Source organism: uncultured Clostridium sp., from assembly GCF_934754915.1.
Taxonomy (GTDB): domain Bacteria; phylum Bacillota; class Clostridia; order Clostridiales; family Clostridiaceae; genus Clostridium.
In genome coordinates, this window is the sequence record NZ_CAKVKB010000008.1 from 1 (window position 1) to 23,748 (window position 23,748).

A 23,748-nucleotide genomic window follows, 5' to 3' on the forward strand; every position below is an offset into this window, starting at 1 on the left:
TGGCTCGATAGCTCAGTCGGTAGAGCAGAGGACTGAAAATCCTCGTGTCACTGGTTCGATTCCAGTTCGAGCCACCAAGAACACTAACTTATGTTAGTGTTTTTTTATTACATAAAATATTTTTATGTAATAAAAACAGGTCTTTATGCAGTTAATTTATTTATAAAAAATTGGTGCCACACTAAAAGTAGTGAGGCACCTTTTTCTTTCAATTGCTGACTTATTAATATGCATCCAAATAGCAATTAAAAATGAATGGCGAAATCTTTTTAAGATTCTTTTAATTGTTGTGTAGTCTTATTATTGGAATATATATATACAAAATAAAATTAAACTTCGCATTCGTCAATTTCAATTGAATATGTTCCACAACAAGGACATACAGTTACATTGACTATATAACTTTTATCTACTTTTCCTGCTCTGAAGAGTTTGTTAAAGGATGTATCTTTATAATCTTTGCAAATGGTGTTTATAACATATTTATTATTTAGTGTATAAATGTAAAAATGATATTCAAGATAACGATAGGATTTTCCTATGCTTTCTTGTGCATCACATATGCATTTTCCTCCATAATATTCATTTGTAAAAACAACATCTTCGCTTTCGTTTAATGCATTTAAAATAATATCTAAATTTAATCCATCAATTTTTTCATCATTCTCGAAGAATATACCTTCACAATTGTTTTTACTTAATATGTATTCTTTTTCATTTGAAATAAATTTATACTCCATAAAAAATCTCCTTTACATTTATATTTAAGTTCAGATATTTCATGTTTCATAATTAATAGCTTAAATTAATATATGGAATTAAATCTATTTGTCATATATTTTATGATTATATGATAAAAATAGACTGATATATTGCAATATATATTATATACATTAAAAAAAGTTCTGTATATAAATTATTTGCTTTTACTGTGCTTAGATATGAGTTTATGAAAAATCATAAAAATAGTGAATTTATTGAAACAAGAAATTGTACAAAAGAGTGCTTTTTGAAAAAAATAATCATATATTATATTTAGAAGATAAATTTAGTATGAGGGAAATTATGTTTACATTTATAACTATTGATTTTATAGTCATGGCTATTGGGTGTATTGTAGTTGATAAAATTGAAGAGTTTTTTGAAGATAAAAGTAAAGAAAAACGGTTTGTAGATATAATCAATAAGGATAAGGATGTAGATATAGATACTTTGAATATACTGAAAAATTATGGACTGGTAAATATTGAACAATTAGAAATATAAGGTTTTGCGGAAAAATAAAAGCTGTCTCAATATTATTTTTTTATTTAGACAGCTTTTAGAATTAGATATTTTCAATCTGCCAGTCAATAGGCTTCTGATTAGTTGATATGAGAAATTCATTTGTTCTGGAAAAGGGTCTGCTTCCAAAAAATCCTCTTGAAGCTGAAAGTGGACTTGGATGAACTGATTCTATTGTCATATGTTTGGGATTTGTAATTAAGCTTTTCTTTGCAATTGCATTGTTTCCCCATAAAATAAATACAACGGGAGTTTCTTTTTCGTTTAATACTTTAATCACTTTTGTGGTAAATTCCTCCCATCCCTTATTTTTATGAGAGTTTGCATTTCCGGCACGAACTGTAAGAACTGTATTTAAAAGTAATACTCCTTGGTCAGCCCATTTTTTTAAATAGCCGTTATTAGGTATGTAACAATTTAAATCTGTATGAAGTTCTTTGTATATGTTTACTAGTGAAGGAGGAGTTTTTACTCCTGGGTTAACAGAAAAACTCAATCCGTGAGCCTGCTTTGGACCATGATATGGATCTTGGCCTAAAATGACAACTTTTGTATCTTTGTATGAAGTAAAATGTAAAGCATTGAATATATCATACATATTTGGATAAATTACTGTAGAACGATACTCATTTATTAAGAATTTTCTTAGTTTTTTATAATAGTCTTTTTCAAATTCTGAAGATAGATAGTCTTTCCAATCATTCTTTAATATTTCAGACATAAAATCACCTCGCTTTATTATAGCACTATATAGCAATATTATACATTAAGTGAATAAATGATTATATATGTGTGTTTTAATAATAAAACTAAATAATAATTAAAAAAATCTTAAAAAGATTTCGTCCTTCATTGTCAATTGTCCATTGTACATTGTTAATTTGAATTATATATATATTGTCAATTACAACACATATAATATAAATCTTATTGTTACCAGAGACATATACTGTTAAAATGAATAGGTATAAATAATTTTTATGACAAAAGGAGATAGAAAATGGAAAATAAAGTTTTAGCTATTGCAGCAGGAAATGAAATAACAGAAAACGACTTAAATGCATTAATTTCAAGATATCCAGAACAACAAAGAGCAGCATTTGGTTCAGAAGAAGCAAAAAAAGGATTATTAGAACAATTAATTTCTTTTGAGTTATTTAATAAATTTGGTCAAGAAATGGGATTAGATAAAACTGAAGAATTTAAGAAGACAGTTGAAAGCATAACTAAAGAAGTTTTAACATCTATGGCTATGAATAAAGCATTATCTGATGTTACTGTTACAGATGAAGATGCTCAAAAATATTATGATGAAAATAAGGATGCTTTTGCAGTTCCTCCAACTGTTTCAGCAAGACATATATTAGTTGGAACTGAAGAAGAAGCTAATAAGGTTAAAGAAGAAATAAATAATGGATTATCGTTTGCAGATGCAGCAAAAAAATATTCTCAATGTCCATCAAAAGAACAAGGCGGAAATTTAGGAGAATTCTCAAGAGGAATGATGGTTCCTGAATTTGAAAAAGCATCTTTTGAAAGTGAAATAGGAGTTCTTAGTGAACCAGTTAAGACTCAATTTGGATATCATTTAATAATAGTTGATTCAAAGAAAGAAGGTTCTTCTAAGAGTTTTGAGGAAGTTAAGAATAACATTGTAAATGAATTAATTAAGCAAAATCAACATAAAAAATATGAAGATTTATTGAAACAATTAGAAGGAAAATATGGCGTAGAAAGAAAGTAATTTCTATGAATAATGAGGATAGTGCAACCTTTAAAGGTGCAACATCCTCATTTTAATTTTTACATGAGTTCAAAGTAGGAACTTATGTATTTATCTGAAATTTTGATGATTTCAGGAGCGTCGTTTAGAGAATGTTCATCTTTCATGGCTACAACTTTCATATTTGCAGATTTTGCACTTTTTATTGCTGGAAGTATGTCTTCAAATACTACACAATTTTCAGGTTTGACATTGATTCTTTGGGCAGCAAGAAGATAAATGTCGGGGCAATCTTTTCCGTTAGATACTTCATCTGTGGTTGTTATTGAATCAAAATAAGCATAAATATTATTGTTTTTAAGACAGGCTTCTATAAGAGGTGTTGAATTACTTGTAGCTAAAGCTATTTTTATATTATTTTTTTTCAATTGATCTAAAAATTCTTTTGCACCATCTTTCAATTTTACATTTTTTGAGTAATGTAAATATGATAGATTGTACCAGTCATTTAAAATTGATTCTACTGAATCTTTAATATCAAATCTTTCTTTAAAATAATGTGCAGTTTGAGTAAAACTCATATGACATATTTCTGAATTTAAATTTTCTGGTTCCTCATGTCCTTTTGATTTTAAATAATCTTTGTCGATTTGTCTCCATACCCATATGGAATCCACAAGAGTTCCATCTAAATCAAAGATGGCACCTTCTATATTTTGTAACATAATAACCTCCACTTTAATTTTTATATAGCAAAAAAGGGCTGCCGTATTATTTATTGCATTTAAGTGCAATTTATACGATAGTCCCTAAAAAATTGGTCGGGGTGACAGGGATCGAACCTGCGACCTCATGCTCCCAAAGCACGCGCGCTCCCATCTGCGCCACACCCCGACGACAAGTAACATTATATATTTATATTATAAGTGTGTCAATACTTATAAATAAATATATATACACTTACATTCCAATAAAACTACATAATAATTAAAGAAATCTTGAAAAGATTTTATCCTTAATTGGTTAATTGTCCATTGTTAATTGGAATATATATGCGAATAAAAAATTGAAATAATATATAACATAATGTGTTAAATCAAGCTAAAATGACTATTTGGGAGAATGAACTAGGATAAAGGGGGAAACGGGAAGAATTTTAGATATCCTAAACATAAATTAAAATCTCGAAGAATGAGCTTGTTGTCCATATTTATGGAAAGTGTTATAATAGTGTAAGAAATTATGATATTAAAAGGAGGGAAGGTTCAAGGGGGGACCGAATATTAATGAAGAAAAGAATTCTGGCAGTTATGTTAGCGACTGCTGTTGTTATAGGTACTACTATACCAGCGTATGCAACACCAGATAATGCAAAACTTAATGAAACTAGAAGTAAATATGCTGAAATAGAAGCAAAAATAGCAGATATTGAAGATAAGATATATAATTTAAATGAGCAAATAGAACCATTACAAGTAACAGTAGAAAAAAATAAGAAGGAAATTACTAATATTAACAATGTAATAGATAATACTACTAAGGAAATTGAACAATGCAAAGAAGAAGTTAATAAATTAGATTTAGCTTTAGGTGAAAGAGTTAGTGGAATGTACAAATCTGGTAACTTAGAATTCAATTACTTAAATGTATTGTTGGAATCAGAATCTACAAGCGATTTCTTTACTAGACTTCAAGCTGTTTCACAAATAATTGGAAAAGATAAAGAAGCAATTGAAGAAGTAACAACTAAAAAAGAGGAATTAGATACTAAAATTAAATCATTAGAAGATAAGAAAAACGAAATCGATGCACTTAATAAAGAAGTTCAAGCAAGTTTAAGTGAATTAGATGGAAAGAAGAAAGAACAAGAAAGTCTTGTAAATGAGGCTAAAGAAGAAAAGAGCAAATTTGATAGTGAATATTTATCAGAATTAGAAAGAGAAGTTGTTAAATCACAATATGATGTGATAAACAACTCTAATAGTACGTCTTCAGACCTTCAAAGTGCAATTGACCAATTAAGAAATATTAGAGATAATCAGCTTAAGAGTGAAATTGTGAAGAATGAAGTAAATGATATGATAGAAAAAGCTAAGGTTTCATATAGTAATAAGAAATCAGCTGAAGAAGCAGCGGCAAGAGCAGCAGCTGCAGCTAGTACTCCAAATAGAGGATCTTCTTCAAAGAAAAATAACAGTTCATCAGTTAATGTTCCAGCAGCTTCAGGAAATGCATCTTCAATATTGAATGAAGCATATAAACATTTAGGAAAGGCTTATGTATGGGGAGCAACTGGTGCAGATAATTTTGACTGTTCAGGATTTACTCAATATGTATATAGTCATGCAGCAGGAGTTGATATAAGCAGAACAACATATTCACAGATTAATGTTGGTACTCCAGTAAGCCAAGATCAACTTCAACCAGGAGATTTAGTATTCCCACATGCAGGACATGTTGGAATATATGTTGGAAATGGCCAATACATTCATGCGCCACAAACAGGTGATGTTGTAAAAGTTTCTCCAGTAACTAGATTTTATGCAGCAAGAAGAATACTTTAAGTTTACATAAGATTATAGTTAATGGTAAAAGTTAAATATGAAAATTCAGCCTCTGTGCCATATTGGCAAGAGGCTTTTTAATTATGCAGAAAAGTATAGAATTTTTTAAACTAAAATATATTAATATCAATGACAATGGATTAAGAATTGTGAAGCTGCTAAAATGATATCCATGAAGTAGGGGCGGATTCAGTTAATTTGTTCTTATACAGAAAATTATAGGAAATTATATTTTGGGATAAATTTTGAGACGATTTTTTAAAATAGTGAAGACATACAGTCTGTGAAGTAGCTTTTTTGAGAAAATTTTAGTATTATTTTAGTATTAAAAATTTTATATTGAATAAAACTATAAATTAAAAGGCATAGATTAATAAAAAGGATGATATTGAAATGAGCAATAATAATTTATTACTTGTCAACGAAGATGAAAATTTAGATGACTTACAGCTAAATGGACTGAATTTAATACAGAAAAAGGAAGGGTTTAAATTTGGAATAGATGCAGTAATTTTATCTGATTTTGCTAATGTAAAAACTAAACATAGGGTTATTGATTTATGTACTGGAACAGGAATAATTCCTTTTTTATTATATGGAAAATACAATCCAGTGGAAGTGATTGGTCTTGAAATTCAAGAGGACATGGTTGAGATGGCTCAAAGAAGTGCTAAACTTAATTGCGTTGAAGATAAGGTGTCATTTGTAAATTTAGACTTGAAGGATATTGAAGATTTAAAAAAACTTGGTAGATTTGATGTTCTTACTGTAAATCCTCCTTATAAACTTAATAATTCAGGTATATTAAATCCTCTTGATAAATTAGCTATAGCAAGACATGAAATTATGTGTAATTTAGAAGATGTAATTTATGCAGCAAGAGTATTGCTAAAGGACAATGGAAGGATGTTTATTGTGCATAGGCCGGAAAGGCTTGCAGATATATTTACATTGATGAGGAAGTATAAAATTGAACCTAAAAGGGTGAAAATGATACATCCAAAAGTAAATAAGGCTCCTAATATAGTGCTTGTTGAAGGACAGAGAGATGGAGGAGCTTACTTGAAATGGGATGAGCCACTATATGTGTATGATGACAATGGGAAATATACAGAAGAAATAGATAAAATATATGGGAGGAAATAAGAAATGGACAATGGAAAATTGTATTTGGTACCTACACCAATAGGAAATTTAAAAGATATAACTCTGCGAGCATTAGAGGTTTTGAAAAGCAGTGATATAATTGCAGCAGAAGATACTAGACAGACGCTAAAACTTTTAAATCACTTCGAAATAAAAAAGCAGCTAATCAGCTATCATAAATTTAATGAGCAGTCAAAAGGAAATGAGATAATAGACCTTCTTAAGGAAGGAAAAAATATTGCAATAGTATCGGATGCTGGAACACCAGGAATATCTGATCCAGGGAGTGTAATAGTTGAGAAGTGCATAGCTGAAAATATTGATTTTGAAGTATTGCCAGGAGCGACAGCTATAACAACAGCCCTTGTCTATTCTGGACTTGATACTACTAAATTTTTATTTAGAGGATTTCTGCCAAGGGAAAACAAAGAAAGAAAAGTTATTACAGATGAACTTTTGAATAGTCAAGAAACTTTGATTTTTTATGAAGCTCCACATAGATTATTGGATACATTATCATATTTATTAGATACATTTGGTGATAGAAATATAGCTGTATGTAGAGAACTTACAAAATTATATCAAGAGATTTTTAGAGGAAAATTAAGTGAAGCTGTTAATCATTTTGCAGATAACAAACCAAGAGGTGAATTTGTACTTGTTTTGGAAGGCAAGAAGCTTGAAGATATAAAAGAAGAGAAAAAACAGGAGTGGGTAAATTTATCCATTGAAGAACATATTTTAAAATATATGAATGAAGGAATAAATAAAAAAGAAGCTATAAAACTTGTAGCTAAAGATAGGGAACTTCCTAAAAATGAAGTTTATAAATTTTCAACTAATATATAAAATTACTGATTTTTGAGCAAATCAGATTTTTATATGATTTTTTAAAAGCTTGAAACGTAATATTTTTAATTTAATTAAGATATATGTTTTAATTATAAATATACAGTTGACAATGAAGAAAGAAATCTTACACGATTTTATATTTATCAAAGAAAAATTGAATATAATTTTAATTTTATAACATATATGAAGGTTTTTTGTATAAGTATAAATACTAAAGTTAATTTAATATATAGTATGTCACAGGCGAGAGTAAATACTATATATTGATTAGGGATATATAAAATTATAATTATCAAATATCTACATACAATAAAAGTGGGACTGTCGCATTAAGAAATTCAAATGCTATATATAGTATATTAAATAAGTCGTTTAATACTATATATTGTATAACTTGATTTTTGTGCAACGGCCCCACTTTTAATTTGTTACATGATATTAAATTATATTATGTATTATCTGTTTTTCATTTCTTCAAAACATTTTTGACAGATGTTTTTACCTTTGTAGTTAATAACATCTCTAGCATCGCCACAGAATATACATGCTGGTTCATATTTCTTTAAGATTATTTGTTCACCATCTACATATATTTCTAAAGCATCTTTTTCTGCTATATCTAAAGTTCTTCTTAATTCTATAGGAATTACTATTCTTCCTAATTCGTCTACTCTTCTTACTACACCTGTTGATTTCATAATAAAAAAATTCCTCCTAATTACACAATTCGACATTCTACAATGCTATATTACCAAGTATGTAATATAAAGTCAATAAATATTTCGATTTCTATATAAGAAATTACAAATTTCAACTTTAATAAACATCATAAATAAAATATACTACCATATTTTAGAAAAGTCAATAGTGTTTTTTATAAAAATTTGAGATATTAAAAAACTTGTATAGTGGCTTAAATAGTATATTTAGAGCAAAATCATGAATAGTACTAGGTGATATTTTTATAAAAATTGATAAAAAATTTACAAATACAAGTATAAAAGTAATTAATATATTTTCAAAGAGAAAAAAATAGAAAACTCAAAACAAAATGTCGACATATTACAAAAAATAGATATTTTTTTGAAAAAAATATAAAAATAAAAATAAAAAAGATTGTAATAATAAAAAGGTAAAAATAGAATAATAAGGAAAATAATTGTGATATAATTAAAATGTTATTGGTATACTTTGAAGTTTATGCATCTTAAAGTATGATGTTAAAATTAACTTGTAATAAGTTCATGTATACTATATAATAAATAATAAATATAGTATAAGGAAGTGTAGGCGCAAGTATGAAAAGAAAGTTTGATTCTGAATATATAAAAAAGTTAGTAGAAGAGATGTCAAAAAATAGTTCAATTTCATATGATGATCTACCAAAATATGATCTATTTCTATCCCAGGTTATAGATTACTTAAATGATAAGTTTGATAATGAAAAATTTACTAATAATATAGTTCAAAATTATACTAAGAGTGAAGTTATTACAAAACCGGAAGATGGGAAAAAAAGAGGGTATACTAAGATGCATCTTATACAGTTGGTACTTCTTAGCTATATGAGACCTGTATTAACAACAGAAGAAATAAAAAAAGTTTTTAGTTTAGCATTTAATCAAATAAATGATAGAAGTGATGATATATTATCGTGGGAAGAAGCATATAAAGCCTTTGTAAAAATACAAGAAGAAAGTTTAGATGATTATTTGGTAACTTCAGTAGAAAGTGAAGAAAAACTGGAACAATTGATAAAAGAGTTTAATCTTCAAGAAAAAGATGAAGAAAGAATAAAAATATTTTTATTAGTATTGTCTCTTATATCACAGGCAAGTATTATCAAAAAGCTAGTTCAAAGGTTGGTTAATGACTATCATACTGAATAAAATATTTAATATAAATGATGATTTTAAGAAATTACTATACACTTAATTTAATGAATTTAGAATTAAAATATATTTTAATAATACAACTAAGTATTTCATAAAAAATGTTGTAAGGATTTTATGCTGTAGTTGTTTTTATGTACTTACAGGGTATATAAACCGAAAAATGCATAATATATTTTAGAAGGATTCATTAAGGTAAGTGTTTTTTTATTTAAAGAGGTATTTTCATGGATAAAATTTTTATAAAGGAATCTGTAAGAAATTTAGTTGAATTTGTTCTTTTAAAAGGAGATATAGATAACCGTTTTTCAGGAACTTCAGCAAGGGCTTTAGAAGGAACTAAAGCACATCAGAAACTTCAAAAAGATAATTCTAACAGATATTCTTCATATGAAAAGGAAGTTTTTTTGAGTCATGAATTTGAAATGGAAAACAGTATTATAAAAATTGAAGGAAGAGCTGATGGAATAATAATTGAAAGTGGAAAAACAATAATAGAAGAAATAAAATCTACATACAGGAGTTTTTCTCAGATTGATGATTCTAATGAAGTACATTGGGCACAGGCAAAAGTGTATGCTCTAATTTATTCATTAGATAATGATTTGAATAAAATTTCTATAAGGTTATCTTATGTTCAGCTTGAAACAGATGAAGTAAAAAGTTTTGAACGTGTTTATACTACAGAAGAACTGAGAAAATTTACATCAGAAGTATTAATAAAATATGAAAAGTTTAAACTTTTTATATGGAATTTACAGAAAATAAGAAATAAATCAATAAAGAAAACTATGTTTCCATTTGAAGCATATAGAAATGGACAGAAAAGACTTATAAATGTTGTATATTCTACAATTAAAGAAAAGGGAATATTATTTGCACAGGCACCTACAGGAATCGGAAAAACCATATCAACTATTTTTCCAGCAGTTAAGGCTTTGGGAGAAGGCATGGGTGGAAGAATAATATATCTTACATCAAAGACAATAAACAGAGAAGTTGCAAAAGAAACTTTTGACAAATTGAGAAATAAAGGATTGAAATTTAAAAGTATAGCATTGACAGCTAAAGAAAAATCATGTATCAATGATGAGTTTGATTGCAATCCTGAAAGATGCATATATGCAAAGGGATATTATGACAAAGTAAATGATGTTATCTCAAAAATATTAAATGAACAAGAAGGCATTTCTATGGAAGTGATTCACAAATATGCTTATGAATATGAGATGTGTCCCTTTGAATTATCTTTAGATATAAGTATGTATTGTGATTGTGTAATATGTGATTACAATTATATGTTTGATCCAAGAGTATCATTGACCAGAATGACAGAAAATAGTGATAATATTGTTCTTATAGATGAGACGCATAATCTGGTTGATAGAGCAAAGATGATGTATTCATCGGTTTTAAGTAAAAATCAGATTTTAAGCTGTAAAAAGATAACAAAGGGTAAACTTAGAAAACTTCATTCTATATTGGGAAAGATAAACAGCTATTTTATAGAACTAAGAAATGAGTGTGTTCATAGAGAATTGACTTGGTTTTATGAAAAAGACTCACCCAAAGAACTTTCTAAGTATTTAAACTTATATCTAAAGGAAAGTGAAGCGATATTAGTTAAGGGAAGTAGATTTGAAGGGTATGATGAAATTCTTCAATTATATTTTGATATAAATTCTTTTAATACAATTCTTCAGTTATATGATTCAAATTATGTAACCTGTGTGGAAAAAGATTCACAGGAAGTAAAATTGACCTTATACTGCATAAATCCAGCTGAAAATTTGAAAAAATATTTAGAAAAGAATTATTCAACGATTTTATTTTCAGCAACATTATCTCCAATAAAATATTATATAGATATGCTTGGTGGTACTGAAGAAAGTTATAGATTAAAACTTCCATCACCTTTTAAAAAAGAAAATCTTCAAGTTTTTTTAAGTCCTATAAATATAAGGTATAAATATAGAACTAAGACTGTTTCAAGTGTAATAAATAAGATAATCAGTTTTGTAAATGAAAATATGGGAAATTATATAATTTTTTCTCCATCTTATGCATATATGGATATGCTTTGGAGTGAAATTGAAAAGATATCAGGATTAGAAAAATTTGAATTAATTAAACAAGAAATAAACATGAATGAAGATAATAAAAGTGAATTCCTTCAGAAATTTAAAGAAAATAGTAATCTTCTTGGTTTTTGTGTATTGGGAGGTATGTTTTCAGAAGGGATTGATCTTCCTGGGGAGCAGCTTATAGGAAGTATTATAATAGGTGTGGGATATCCTAAAATAGCAATGGAAAATGAAATAAGCAGAGAATTTTTTGATGAAAATGGATATGATTATGCATATGTTTATCCTGGTATAAATAAAGTTCAACAGGCAGCAGGAAGGGTAATAAGAACAGAAACAGATAAAGGAAGGGTTCTTCTGATTGATGATAGATATATTTCTTCCAAGTATAGTTCTCTTTTGCCTTTGGAATGGTATCCTATTAAAAAATATTAATTTTTACAAAAAGTTTATTTATCTAATTAAGTATGTTAAAATATTCATGTTAGTTTAGGATGCCTTAATAATGAAGAATTTAAAGACATCTGGAGTTTATCGTGAAGACATATAAAAAGTTAACATAAGGAGCGAGGAAAATGAATATTCCATTAATTGATTTAAAAGCTCAATATAAATCTATTTCTGAAGATATAGATAGAGTAACTAAGGAAGTTTTATCTTCTGCAGGTTACATAATGGGTAAAAATATTACAGAATTTGAAAAAGAATTTGCAGAATATATAGGAGTTAAACATGCAATATCAGTTGGAAATGGAACTGATGCTTTGGTTATAGCTCTTAAATCTTTAGGAATAGGACCTGGTGATGAAGTAATAACTGCTACATTTACTTATTTTGCTTCAGCAGAATGTATTTCAGCAGTAGGAGCTACACCAGTTTTTGTGGATGTTGAAAAAGATACATTTAATATGGACCCATCTAAATTAGAAGAAAAGATTACAGACAAAACAAAAGCTATCATACCTGTACATATTTTTGGACAAAGTGCAGATATGGATCCAATAAATGAAATTGCTAAAAAACATAATTTGAAAGTTATAGAAGATGCATGTCAGGCTGTAGGAGCTAAATACAAAGGAAAGATGATAGGAACATTAGGAGATGCTGCATGTTTTTCATTCTTTCCAACAAAAAATCTTTCATGTGCCGGAGATGGAGGCATGATAGTAACAGATGATGATGATATAGCTACTATTGCAAGAGCTTTAAGAACTCATGGAAGTGGAGAGACAGGACAGAAAGCATATAATCTTTTAAATAATATTACAGAAGAAGTGGAAACATCAAAAGATGGAGATGACACAGTTTATAATCCATTGAAGTATTATAATTATTTGATTGGATTTAATTCAAGATTAGATGCTATACAAGGTGCTATATTAAGAGTTAAACTTCCACATTTGGATTCCTGGAATAATGGAAGAAGAAGAGTGGCTAAAATATACAATGAAGCATTTAAAGAATCAAATGTAGTTGCTCCATCAGTAAGAGAGGAAAATGAACCTATTTATCATCAATATGTATTGCAATGTGATGACAGAGAAGCTATGTTGAATAAATTAAAAGAAAAGGGAGTTGCAACTGGAGTTTATTATCCAATTCCTTTACATTTACAAAAGGTATATGCTGACTTAGGATACAAAGAAGGAGATATGCCTGTTGCAGAATATTTATCACATAGAACTTTTGCAATACCAGTATATCCAGAATTAACAGAAGAACAAATAAATTATATAATTGATTCAATAAAGGCATAAGGAGAGTTAATTATGGGAAAAAACTATTTTGTACATGAGTCAAGTTATGTAGATGATAATGTCAAAATTGGAGATGGAACAAAGATATGGCACTTTTCTCATATAATGAGTAATTCAGAAATGGGTGAAAGATGCAATATAGGACAGAATGTAGTTATATCTCCTGGCGTAAAACTTGGAAATGGTGTGAAAATTCAAAACAATGTTTCTGTTTATACAGGCGTTATATGTGAAGATGATGTATTTTTAGGACCATCTTGTGTATTTACTAATGTAATAAATCCTAGAAGTTTTATTGAAAGAAAAACTGAATATAGAGATACTATAATTGGTAAGGGAGCTTCTATTGGAGCAAATGTAACAATTGTATGTGGTCATAATATAGGTAAATATGCATTAATTGGAGCTGGTGCAGTTGTTACTAAAAACATACCTGATTATGCTTTGGTTATGGGGAATCCAGGAAGAGTAAAAGGCTATGTATGTAAGTGTGGAGAAAAACTTAACTTTGATAAAAATAATAAAGCCGTATGTCCAGCTTGTAGCTTAAAATATACTAAAGATAATGATAATGTTAAATGTGAAGAGTAATTAAAGATATATTTAATTAACAAGGTACAATTAATAATTTACAATGAATGATGAAATCTTTATGAAATTTCATTGATTGTTGTATGGTTTTATTATTAGAACATATATATTGAATTCATAATATAAATTATAATTATTTCAATTACATGATTGCAGGAGGTATAACATGTCAGTGTTAAAGCAACAATTATTAGACAAAATAAATAATAAGACTGCTAAAGTTGGGGTAGTTGGACTTGGATATGTAGGATTACCATTAGCAGTAGAAAAAGCTCATGCTGGATATCAAACTATAGGATTTGATGTTCAAGATAAGAAAGTAAATATGGTTAATGAAGGAAAAAACTACATAGGAGACGTAGTTGATGAAACTTTAAAGAAATTAGTTAAAGATGGTTCATTAAAAGCAACTACAGATTTCAGTTTTGTAAAAGATGTAGATACAATATGTATATGTGTTCCTACACCATTAGATTTATATAAGCAGCCAGATTTATCATATGTAGTTTCATCTACAAAGAGTGTAGCACAATATCTACATAAAGGTATGCTTGTAATACTTGAAAGTACAACTTATCCAGGAACTACAGAAGAAGTTCTTAAGCCAATATTAGAAGAAAGCGGATTAAAATGTGGAGAGGATTTCTTCTTAGCTTTCTCACCAGAAAGAGTAGATCCAGGTAACAAGCAATATAACACTAAAAACACACCAAAAGTTGTAGGTGGATGTACACCTGAATGTACAGAAGTTGCAGCAGCATTATATAGAAACATATTAGAAGGGGATATACACACTGTATCATCACCAGCTGTAGCTGAAATGGAAAAAATATTAGAAAATACATTCAGAAATATAAACATAGGTTTAGCTAATGAGATGGCTATACTTTGTAATAGAATGGGAATAGATGTATGGGAAGTTATAGATGCAGCTAAGACTAAGCCATATGGATTTATGCCATTTTATCCAGGTCCAGGTTTAGGAGGTCATTGTATTCCATTAGATCCTTTCTACTTAGAATGGAAAGCTAAAGAATATGACTATCACACAAGATTGATAGAAACTTCAGGAGAAATTAATGATTCAATGCCTGAATTTGTATTAGATAATGTTATGAAAATATTAAATAAGCACAAGAAAGCATTAAATGGGGCAAAGGTTCTATTAATGGGTGTTGCTTATAAAAATGATATAGATGATTATAGAGAATCACCAGCTTTTAAAGTAATTGAATTATTAGAAAAGAATGGTGCTGATCTTAAGATTAATGATCCATATTGTCCAGTTTCTAAGTATAAAGATAAGACTTATCATTCAGTAGATTGGACAGAAGTTATAGATGATTCTGATATTGTAGTTATCACTACTAATCATAGCTGTTATGACTATGAAGAAATAGTTAGAAGAGCTAAGGTTGTTTATGATACAAGAAATGCTACTAAAAATGTAGTTAATAACAGAGATAAGATCTATAAGCTATAATATAATAACAACTATGATAGCAGAAAGATTGTAATATAGACAATTTTTCTGCTGTTTTTGTACATTGTACATTTTAAAGAATATTTTTTTCTGCTGTCATATTTCTGACATATGACAGTAGCATAATATTTCTTGAAAAGGAAATTAAATTATTTACAATAGCCATAAATATTTACGGGGAGAAGAGTTTAATATGAAGAGAAAAACGAGTTTTCTTATTGTAATATCTATAGTTGTTGGAGTAGTAATTGCTATTGACCAATTTTTAAATGCGCAGATAAGTTATTTAAAAACAACCAAGGATCTTTCACAATATGGAAAGGAATATGGTGATTACATTAAGGACAGCAGCATAATTGCAAAAGATATTCTTGATGATGAAAATAATTTGTTTTTGTTTGGATCATCAGAAATGTCAATCAATGTTGAACAGAATAGCATAAATTTATTTCCTGTAAAAGGGGCTGAATATAATGTGAGTTGCTTTGGAAGGGGGTATGTTCAAAATTTACAACAGACAGCTTATATAGGCGGAGGAAATTTGAAAGATGATCAAAAAATAGCATATATAATTTCACTTCAATGGTTTGATAATTCGGATGGTGTAAAAGCTGATAAATTTGCAGCAAATTTTTCAGAAATGCAGTTTTATAATTTTCTAAACAATCCTAATATTAGTGAAAAAAATAAACAGTATTATGCAAAGAGAGTTTATTCGCTTTTAGAACAGACCGATAAATATCAGCCAGAAGCCCTTTATGCATATCTATATTCTGATTCAAATTGTATGAAAAAGTTACTTATGTTTGTTATGAGTCCATACTATAAGATAAGTAACTGGCTTTCAAAAATTAAGGATAAGGCACTTATTTATGAAGAAATGAAGAAATTGCCAGAAAAGAAACAAGATACAGAATTACAAGAAGTTGATTGGAATGAAGAAGAAAGTAAGTTAAATAAAGAAGAGGAAGAACTTGAGTCTACTAATGAATTTCATTTAAAAGATGAATATTACAATAAAAACATAAAAGATCACTTAGATTATCTTAATGGGTATTTGAAAGATTCTGATTTGCTGTCATCAGTGGAAATGGAGGACTTTAAATTCTTTTTAAGTGTATGTGATGATTTAAATATAAAACCATATATAATAATGCCTCCAGTTAACGGATGGTACTATGATTATCTTGGATTAAATAAGAATGAAAGAAATAGTTATTATAACGAGATTGACAAGCTGTGTAGAGAGCATGGTCTTGATGTTCTTGATTTAAGAGAACATGATTATGAACAGGGATTTTTAGTTGATACTATGCATCTTGGAAAAGAAGGGTGGCTGAAAGTAAGTGAAGGAATTTATAATCACTTTAATTAAAAATAGAGATTTTAAAAGGACTGTTTTATTATCAGTGACAATTTCATTAGCATTGTTTGTATACTTTTTTTATTCAGCTTCAGATATACCTTTTGTTTATAGCCAGTTTTAATTAATTCAATATATGTATATGTTGCAATTGACAATATACAATGAACAATTGCTAATGAAGGATGAAATCTTTCCAAGATTTCTTTGATATTTTTTGTTAGATAAGTTTTAGATATAATTTTAATCTTGCAACATATATAATGATGGATTGACACATATAAATAATGAATTTTGGAGCGAGTAATATGGCGTTAGAAGAGTATGGAAGCTATTTTTATCTGTATATATTAATGTTGATGTTAATACCAGCTGTTATTTTAGGCTTTAGAGGGAAATCAATAAAAAATTATGGAATATTCTTTTCTATAGTTATGGTTCTATTAATTATGGGATGGAATGTAAATGATGCATTTGAATGTATTTCTAAGGGAGATTTTTTAGGAGCGATAAAATCCTCGCAAGCTGGATTATTACTATTTGGTATCTTCTTAATAGGAGAAATTTTTATTGCAAAGATATATTTTATAATAAGGAAACATACAGAAAATAAATATATATATTTTCTGGCTCTCATATTATGTATGATGCCTGTAATAATTTTAAAAATAACACCATTGACTAAAATTGGTGCTGTTGGTTTTATAGGATTATCATATCTTAATTTTAAAATTATTCAAATAGTTATTGAAATATATGATGGCAGTATTGATAAACTTAATTTGGGTGATTTAATATATTTTATTATTTTTGCACCAACATTAAGCTGTGGTCCTATAGATAGATTTAGAAGATTTACTAAGGATTCAAAAAATAAAATTGATAAAGAAGAATATGTTCAAGTATATTTTTATGGAGGAATTGAACATATTTTAAAAGGTATTTTATATAAGTTCTGTATAGCAGCATTAGTAAGCAACTTGTGGATGGACAAAATACCTAAAGATATAACTTTATATCATTCCATAAATTATATGTATGCATATAGTATGTATTTATTTTTTGATTTTGCAGGATATAGTGCTTTTGCTGTTGGGACAAGTTATTTATTAGGAATAAAGACACCTGAAAATTTTAATATGCCATTTTTAAGCAAAAGCATGAAAGAATTCTGGAATAGATGGCATATTTCTTTATCGAAATGGTTTGGAGATTATATTTATTCTAGATTAGTTTTAAATTTTATAAGAAAAAAAATATTCAAAAATAGAATACATGCATCTCATGTAGCACAAATGGTAACTATGCTTGTAATGGGATTCTGGCATGGAATAACATCATATTATATAATTTATGGATTATATCAAGGAATAGTATTGGTTTTGACAGATATTTATGAAAGAAAGTCAAAATTTTATAAAAAACATAAAAAAGAAAAGTGGTTTCAATGTGTTCAGATAATAATAACTTTTAATATAGCTTGTGCAGGTTTGCTGATTTTTTCTGGATATTTATTTGAAAATTAAAATGAACTATCATAAATTTAAAGTTAAGCTTTATTTTTATGATAGTTTTTATTATATATTGCAATTGATAATGATAAAATAATTGAAAGATTTTTAAATTATTATGTAGTGTTATGATTAGAACATATATATATATTTCTATTAAAGACAATTGGCTGCTTCAGATAAGTGACTTTGGAATATTATGCTTGAAATAAGAGTAGCATATAGTATATGATGTATTCTGAGATTTAAATATAAAAATGTTATATGTGTATTTATATTTAAATTACATTGTATTTGGATATAAATCAGAAATTATATAGATATGTATGTTACAATTATTAATTAAAGAAATCCTTAAAAGATTTCACTCTCCATTGTCAATTATTAATTGTACAATTGATAATTGGAATATACACTTACTAATTGCAATTATAGAAATATGGTGATTAAATGAAAAGGTTAAAAGTTCAAATAAGACGTCAGATAAACCTGCTTATACATCTTATAATAAAAATAAAGAGAGATGATGTTTTTGCGTTATCATCTCAGCTTGCATATTATTTAATATTATCATTTTTTCCATTTATGATATTTTTAGTGACGCTTATTGGATTTAGTCCTTTAAGTTCAGTGGAAGTATTGGAAAATTTAAACGCACTTCTGCCTAAAAGCATAGTTGATTTGACAAAATCAATTATTTCAGAAGTTGTAGATAGTCAGCGTACTGGATTATTAGGAGTATCAGTGCTGTTGATGATATGGACATCATCTTCTGCATTTAGGGCAATAATTAAAGGAATAAATAAAGCATATGGATTAAAAGAAAGCAGGTCTCTTATAAAAAGATCTATAGTATCGATGATTGGAATACTAGCTCTTGCAATAATTATAATTTTAGCGTTATCAATGCTTGTATTTGGAAATGTAATAGGTTCATATGTAATAACACGGATACCTTTTTATAAAATTATAATATTTATATGGAATATGTTCAGGTACGCTTTTGCATTTATTGTAATGATATTTATTTTTGCATTTATATATATGTTTGCACCAGCAAAAAAATTAAGGTTAAAAGAAGTCATACCAGGAGCTGTTTTTAGTACAATAGGATGGATTGTGGTGTCTTTTGCTTTTTCTTTTTATATAAATAATTTTAGTAATTATTCAAGATTTTATGGCAGTCTTGGTGCTGTATTTATATTAATGACATGGCTGTTTTTAGTATCAATGATATTTATTTTAGGAGTAGAGATTAATTGTGTTATGGCTCAGATAAAACAAAAAAGATTGGAGTGATGAGAATTAATTATTTATATATCTCATGTATAATATTCCTTTTTATGGATATAAATTAAAAAGAATAAAATTACTGTGGAGGTATGTAAATGAATAAAATAATCTTGTTAGGATATTTAATAAAAGATCCAGAGTTAAGACAGAATGAAAATAAGGATAAGGTATACACACGCTTTACTATAGCGGTTCAAAGAAATTTTAAAATGCCTGATGGAACAAGAGAAGCTGATTTTATTAATATAGTTGTATGGGGGAAAAAAGCTGAAGTTATATGCAAATATACTCAAAAAGGAAGTATTATAACTATAAGTGGAAGGTTAAGGACAGGAAGCTATGAAGGGAAAGATGGAATAAAGAGATACATAGCTGAAGTAGTGGCAGAGGATTTCAAATTTATAAGTACAAAAAGAAAAAACCAAGATTATGTAAATGAAAGTTGTTAAATGTATTACAAAAAATATTATATTGCAGTGTTTTTTTAATTATTTTAAATAAACATTGCATAAATATAAAAAACAATGTAATATGGTAATCACAAGGAAAATATTACATTTAATGTATAAAAGAGAAAAAATAAATAAAATATGAAAAAAGCTTGCAAATTTCAAAAAATATGATATAATAAAAATGTAAACGATATCTAAAACGTTTTTCAATTATGGTTTAATAAAAAAAGAGATTATGAGGTAAAAAAAGAGTTCGTGTGAACTCTTTTTTTATTTGTGTGAATTAAAAAAAAATGTAGATTATATTTGATTAATAATTTATGAATTCGACAATAAAAATATAATACTTTAATAGGCAAAGAAGAAATAATGTTGTAAAACAAAACGGAAAAGGCTTTATTGTCAATAAAGAAAGTACGATTTTTTTTGATGATGTACATTCTTTGACATATTCTAATTTATATGTGTGGTAAGATTTTATTATAAGATTTTTTTAGGGGTTGAGAATTATGAATATTGTAGAAGAATACCAATGTAAAAATGGTGCTGAAGGAATAGAATTTGATTATTTCTACAGGTTAATAAAATCCGATTATAGGGGAATGACTGTATATGGAATAGAAATAGAAAGAAAAGATTATGTTGGTGTGAAAAATATAAATATAGAGAGAGATAAGATTAGAATGATTTCATATAAAAAGTATAAAGTTATAAAAATACTTGAAAAATTGTACAGAAATAAACTATCACCAATTCATTTGATAGATGTTATAGGATGTTATGCAGATGAATTTTCCTATAAGGCGGCTTTTTAGAAGTTTAATGGGCAATTAATAATATATATTGATATAAAAGATAATTATTTTTATTCTTCATGTGGTAATATATTACTAAAGTGAGGCGATAAATTTGATTATTGGAATTGGAACAGACATTATAGAAATTGAAAGAATAGAAAGAGCAGTTGAAAGAACAGAAAGCTTTATTAATAAAGTATTTACAGATAATGAAATAAAAATGTTTAAAGAAAGAAACTTCAAAAGTGAAGTGATAGCGGGAAATTTTGCAGCAAAAGAAGCTGTAAGCAAAGCTGTTGGAACAGGATTTAGAAGTTTTGGAGTGAAGGATATTGAAATATTGAGAGACGATTTAGGTAAACCAATAGTGAATTTAAGTGATAAAGTATATGAAGTATTAAATACAAGAGATATTAGTATTTACATAAGCATTTCACATAATAAGACAGATGCAATAGCTTATGCAGTTATGGAGGAATTAAAATGATAGAAGTATTAAGCAGGGATAAATGTAGAAGTATGGATGCAGAAGCTATAAATCAATATGGAATACCAAGCATTGTTTTAATGGAAAATGCATCACGAGGGATTTTTGAAGATATATGCAATAGAGGTGAAACATTTCTGATATTATGTGGAAAGGGTAATAATGGAGGAGATGGTTTAGCTTTAGCAAGACATCTTGCTGTTTATGGGAAAAAAGTTAAAGTGATAATTATAAGCAAAGATGATAATTATAGTGGAGATTTTAAGATTAACTTCAATATACTTACTAAAATTATTGGCAATCAAAATATATCATATATAAGAGGAATAGAAGATATTTCAGATAAGTTCGTTGAGGAACTTAAGAGGTATGATATTACAGTTGATAGTATTTTTGGAGTTGGATTGAATAGAAAACTTGAGTCGTGGATTCAAAAAATAATAGAACTGATCAATGAAAACAGTAAATTCACAGTTTCAATAGATGTACCATCTGGTCTTGACTGTAATTTAGGAATTGAAATAGACAGAGCTGTCAGAGCTGATATAACATATACATTTGAATCAATAAAAAAAGGATTTTTGAATTATAGTGCATTTGATTTGATTGGTGATTTGAAAGTAATATCTATAGGAATTCCATCAGAGGTGAAAAGACATAATAGTGATAATATATATATATTAAATAGTTCTGAATATAGAAAACTTATTCCTTTAAGAAAATTATATGGTCATAAAGGTGATTATGGAAGAGCATTGATTGTTGCTGGAAGTGTAGGATTTACAGGTGCTGCATATATCACAACAGAATGTACAATAAGATCAGGAGCAGGACTTGTAACTTTGGCATGTAATAAAGGAATACAAAATATATTGTCTGAAAAGCTTATAGAAGCAATGACTATTTCATGTGATGATAATAAATTTGATGAAATTATAAAAAAATCAGATTCAATTGCTTTGGGACCAGGATTTGGAACTGGACCTTATGAAGAAAATATACTAAAGAAAGTTATTGATAACAGTAAATGTCCATTAGTCATTGATGCTGATGGAATAACAATTCTCGCTAATAATAAAAATATGTTAGAAAAAATTAGAGGCAGAGCTGTTCTAACTCCTCATCCTGGAGAAATGGCAAGACTTTTAGGAATAACTATTAAGGAAGTTGAGGAAGACAGAATAAGGACAGCTGTTAAATTCGCTCAAAAGTATGGAGTAATAATATTGTTAAAGGGATATAATACAATAATAACTGATGGTAGTAATACTTATATAAATACTACTGGAAATAGCAAGATGGCATCTGGAGGAATGGGAGATGCTTTAACAGGAATAATAAATTCGTTTATTGCACAAAAAACAAGTATTTTAAATGCTGCTCTTATTGGAGCGTATATTCATGGATATATAGCAGATAAATTAAGTCAGCAACATTACATATTGAATGCTAGAGATATTATTGCAGAAATGCCAAGGATTATTAATGATATTTGTTTAGATGAAGAATAAAAGCATTTTGAGTTTCATAATAATAATAAGGTAGTAATAAATCTTGGAGGACCCATGGATTTAAGGAATAAGTTTAAAGGTTTGTTATGGGTGTGGATTTTAATACCTATATGTATTGTTGCATTTATCATTATCACCAGGAAAGCAGTAATACCATCCAATGAGGATATTGTTAAATATCTGCAAACAACAAAAGAATACAGCAGTGATGTTGAGTACACTTTTATAAACTCAAAGGGAGAATACAAGGAAAACACGATACAATATTATAACAAAGATGATGGTATGAGAGTAGAGTTTAAGGATGAAGATGGACGAGTAAAAATTTACACAGGGTCAGATATACTGATGATAAAAAAAGAAGGACAAGATTACACAATTGATAAAAATATAGATGAAATATACCCATTGGCCTTTATAGAAAATATTCTATGCAGAGAAGATTACATATGTAGTCATCTTGAGGTAATAAAGCCTGAATGGTCAGACAATGAATATATAAAAATGACAATAGATTATCCAAAGGGAAATAGACATATTGATAAGGGTGAGTTTTATATTGATAAGAAAAATAAGTGTCCAGTATTATTAAGGATATTTGATGATAATGACAAGGAAAGAATTATTATATCATATAAAAACTTTAAAACAGATAAGCACTCTGATGAAAAAATATTTTAATATTTATTGAGAAAATTTGAGGTTACATGCAGATTAATTTAGGGATAAACTAAAGATGTTTAATAAAAATAATAAATTAAATGTCTTAAATTATTAACATTGAAGAATTTATAAGAGTGTTTAATACATAATATATGCACGTTTTTTGGAGGTACTTACAAAATTCAATAAAATTGTACATTAAATTTGTATAAAATATTATAGGATTTTTGACAAATTGACATAAATTGTAATATAATCATAGATAGAGAATGGGTAAAAAATTTCGTCTGTGGAG

General features: G+C 27.6%; 22 protein-coding genes and 2 tRNA genes. 19 read left to right on the plus strand and 5 right to left on the minus strand.

What is annotated here, in order from left to right; all coding sequences use genetic code 11:
• The first annotated feature begins 1 nt into the window (after position 1).
• Positions 2-77: transfer RNA gene (locus tag Q0F58_RS02715), tRNA-Phe, on the plus strand.
• 252 nt (positions 78-329) lie between these two features.
• On the opposite strand, the gene Q0F58_RS02720 is transcribed toward Q0F58_RS02715, so the two are convergent.
• Complete coding sequence (locus Q0F58_RS02720) at positions 330-740, minus strand: DUF3785 family protein (protein ID WP_294372253.1); 411 nt, start codon at positions 738-740, stop codon at positions 330-332.
• A 325-nt stretch (positions 741-1,065) separates the two neighbouring features.
• Here Q0F58_RS02720 and Q0F58_RS02725 point away from each other — a divergent pair, with 325 nt between their 5' ends.
• Positions 1,066-1,266, plus strand: a complete 201-nt coding sequence (locus Q0F58_RS02725; RefSeq protein WP_294372254.1) for a hypothetical protein — start codon at positions 1,066-1,068, stop codon at positions 1,264-1,266.
• 61 nt (positions 1,267-1,327) lie between these two features.
• On the opposite strand, the gene Q0F58_RS02730 is transcribed toward Q0F58_RS02725, so the two are convergent.
• Complete coding sequence (locus tag Q0F58_RS02730; protein WP_294372259.1) at positions 1,328-2,005, minus strand: uracil-DNA glycosylase; 678 nt, start codon at positions 2,003-2,005, stop codon at positions 1,328-1,330.
• Positions 2,006-2,284: 279 nt separating this feature from the next.
• On the opposite strand from Q0F58_RS02730, the gene Q0F58_RS02735 reads away from it, so the two are divergent.
• Positions 2,285-3,028, plus strand: coding sequence for a peptidylprolyl isomerase (locus tag Q0F58_RS02735; RefSeq protein ID WP_294372263.1), 744 nt, complete (start codon positions 2,285-2,287; stop codon positions 3,026-3,028).
• 59 nt (positions 3,029-3,087) lie between these two features.
• On the opposite strand, the gene Q0F58_RS02740 is transcribed toward Q0F58_RS02735, so the two are convergent.
• On the minus strand, positions 3,088-3,732 hold the full coding sequence (locus Q0F58_RS02740; protein ID WP_294372265.1) for an HAD family phosphatase: 645 nt from the start codon (positions 3,730-3,732) through the stop codon (positions 3,088-3,090).
• A gap of 93 nt (positions 3,733-3,825) precedes the next feature.
• Positions 3,826-3,901 (minus strand) — tRNA-Pro (locus Q0F58_RS02745).
• A 392-nt stretch (positions 3,902-4,293) separates the two neighbouring features.
• On the opposite strand from Q0F58_RS02745, the gene Q0F58_RS02750 reads away from it, so the two are divergent.
• The 3 genes from Q0F58_RS02750 (at position 4,294) to rsmI (ending at position 7,566) form a co-directional block, all read left to right on the plus strand.
• Positions 4,294-5,571 (plus strand): NlpC/P60 family protein, encoded by a 1,278-nt coding sequence (locus Q0F58_RS02750; RefSeq protein ID WP_294372267.1) that lies wholly within the window; start codon positions 4,294-4,296, stop codon positions 5,569-5,571.
• 393 nt (positions 5,572-5,964) lie between these two features.
• Complete coding sequence (locus Q0F58_RS02755; RefSeq protein WP_294372270.1) at positions 5,965-6,717, plus strand: tRNA1(Val) (adenine(37)-N6)-methyltransferase; 753 nt, start codon at positions 5,965-5,967, stop codon at positions 6,715-6,717.
• A gap of 3 nt (positions 6,718-6,720) precedes the next feature.
• Positions 6,721-7,566 carry a 16S rRNA (cytidine(1402)-2'-O)-methyltransferase gene (rsmI, locus tag Q0F58_RS02760; RefSeq protein ID WP_294372273.1) on the plus strand — a complete coding sequence of 282 codons (846 nt, stop codon included), beginning with the start codon at positions 6,721-6,723 and terminating at the stop codon, positions 7,564-7,566.
• 458 nt (positions 7,567-8,024) lie between these two features.
• On the opposite strand, the gene Q0F58_RS02765 is transcribed toward rsmI, so the two are convergent.
• The gene (locus tag Q0F58_RS02765) at positions 8,025-8,267 is read right to left on the minus strand and encodes an AbrB/MazE/SpoVT family DNA-binding domain-containing protein (protein WP_002582537.1); all 243 of its coding nucleotides are present in this window, start codon (positions 8,265-8,267) and stop codon (positions 8,025-8,027) included.
• A 600-nt stretch (positions 8,268-8,867) separates the two neighbouring features.
• Here Q0F58_RS02765 and Q0F58_RS02770 point away from each other — a divergent pair.
• The 13 genes from Q0F58_RS02770 to Q0F58_RS02830 all read left to right on the plus strand — a co-directional run bounded on the left by Q0F58_RS02770 (position 8,868) and on the right by Q0F58_RS02830 (position 23,471).
• Entirely contained in the window at positions 8,868-9,458 is a 591-nt protein-coding gene (locus Q0F58_RS02770) for a DUF1836 domain-containing protein (RefSeq protein ID WP_294372276.1), read from the plus strand.
• 230 nt (positions 9,459-9,688) lie between these two features.
• Entirely contained in the window at positions 9,689-11,980 is a 2,292-nt protein-coding gene (locus Q0F58_RS02775; protein ID WP_294372278.1) for an ATP-dependent DNA helicase, read from the plus strand.
• Positions 11,981-12,120: 140 nt separating this feature from the next.
• Positions 12,121-13,302, plus strand: a complete 1,182-nt coding sequence (locus Q0F58_RS02780) for a DegT/DnrJ/EryC1/StrS aminotransferase family protein (protein ID WP_294372281.1) — start codon at positions 12,121-12,123, stop codon at positions 13,300-13,302.
• A 12-nt stretch (positions 13,303-13,314) separates the two neighbouring features.
• Positions 13,315-13,893: an acyltransferase gene (locus tag Q0F58_RS02785; protein WP_294372283.1), complete on the plus strand. Its 579-nt coding sequence runs from the start codon at positions 13,315-13,317 to the stop codon at positions 13,891-13,893.
• Between the two features lie 166 nt (positions 13,894-14,059).
• Positions 14,060-15,376, plus strand: a complete 1,317-nt coding sequence (locus tag Q0F58_RS02790; protein WP_294372285.1) for a nucleotide sugar dehydrogenase — start codon at positions 14,060-14,062, stop codon at positions 15,374-15,376.
• A gap of 193 nt (positions 15,377-15,569) precedes the next feature.
• Positions 15,570-16,751 carry a D-alanyl-lipoteichoic acid biosynthesis protein DltD gene (gene dltD / locus Q0F58_RS02795; protein WP_294372287.1) on the plus strand — a complete coding sequence of 394 codons (1,182 nt, stop codon included), beginning with the start codon at positions 15,570-15,572 and terminating at the stop codon, positions 16,749-16,751.
• 296 nt (positions 16,752-17,047) lie between these two features.
• Positions 17,048-18,265, plus strand: coding sequence for a D-alanyl-lipoteichoic acid biosynthesis protein DltB (gene dltB / locus Q0F58_RS02800; protein ID WP_294372291.1), 1,218 nt, complete (start codon positions 17,048-17,050; stop codon positions 18,263-18,265).
• 435 nt (positions 18,266-18,700) lie between these two features.
• Positions 18,701-19,549, plus strand: coding sequence for a YihY/virulence factor BrkB family protein (locus Q0F58_RS02805; protein WP_294372294.1), 849 nt, complete (start codon positions 18,701-18,703; stop codon positions 19,547-19,549).
• Between the two features lie 89 nt (positions 19,550-19,638).
• The gene (locus tag Q0F58_RS02810; RefSeq protein WP_294372296.1) at positions 19,639-19,992 is read left to right on the plus strand and encodes a single-stranded DNA-binding protein; all 354 of its coding nucleotides are present in this window, start codon (positions 19,639-19,641) and stop codon (positions 19,990-19,992) included.
• A gap of 512 nt (positions 19,993-20,504) precedes the next feature.
• A complete protein-coding gene (locus Q0F58_RS02815) occupies positions 20,505-20,810 on the plus strand; it encodes a DUF6514 family protein (RefSeq protein WP_294372301.1) in 306 nt (101 codons plus the stop codon).
• 94 nt (positions 20,811-20,904) lie between these two features.
• Positions 20,905-21,279, plus strand: a complete 375-nt coding sequence (gene acpS / locus Q0F58_RS02820) for a holo-ACP synthase (protein WP_294372303.1) — start codon at positions 20,905-20,907, stop codon at positions 21,277-21,279.
• Positions 21,276-22,790, plus strand: a complete 1,515-nt coding sequence (locus tag Q0F58_RS02825; protein ID WP_294372306.1) for an NAD(P)H-hydrate dehydratase — start codon at positions 21,276-21,278, stop codon at positions 22,788-22,790. Before acpS ends, Q0F58_RS02825 begins: the two co-directional genes overlap by 4 nt.
• Before the next feature lie 54 nt (positions 22,791-22,844).
• Positions 22,845-23,471, plus strand: a complete 627-nt coding sequence (locus tag Q0F58_RS02830) for a germination lipoprotein GerS-related protein (RefSeq protein ID WP_294372309.1) — start codon at positions 22,845-22,847, stop codon at positions 23,469-23,471.
• Positions 23,472-23,748: the final 277 nt, after the last annotated feature.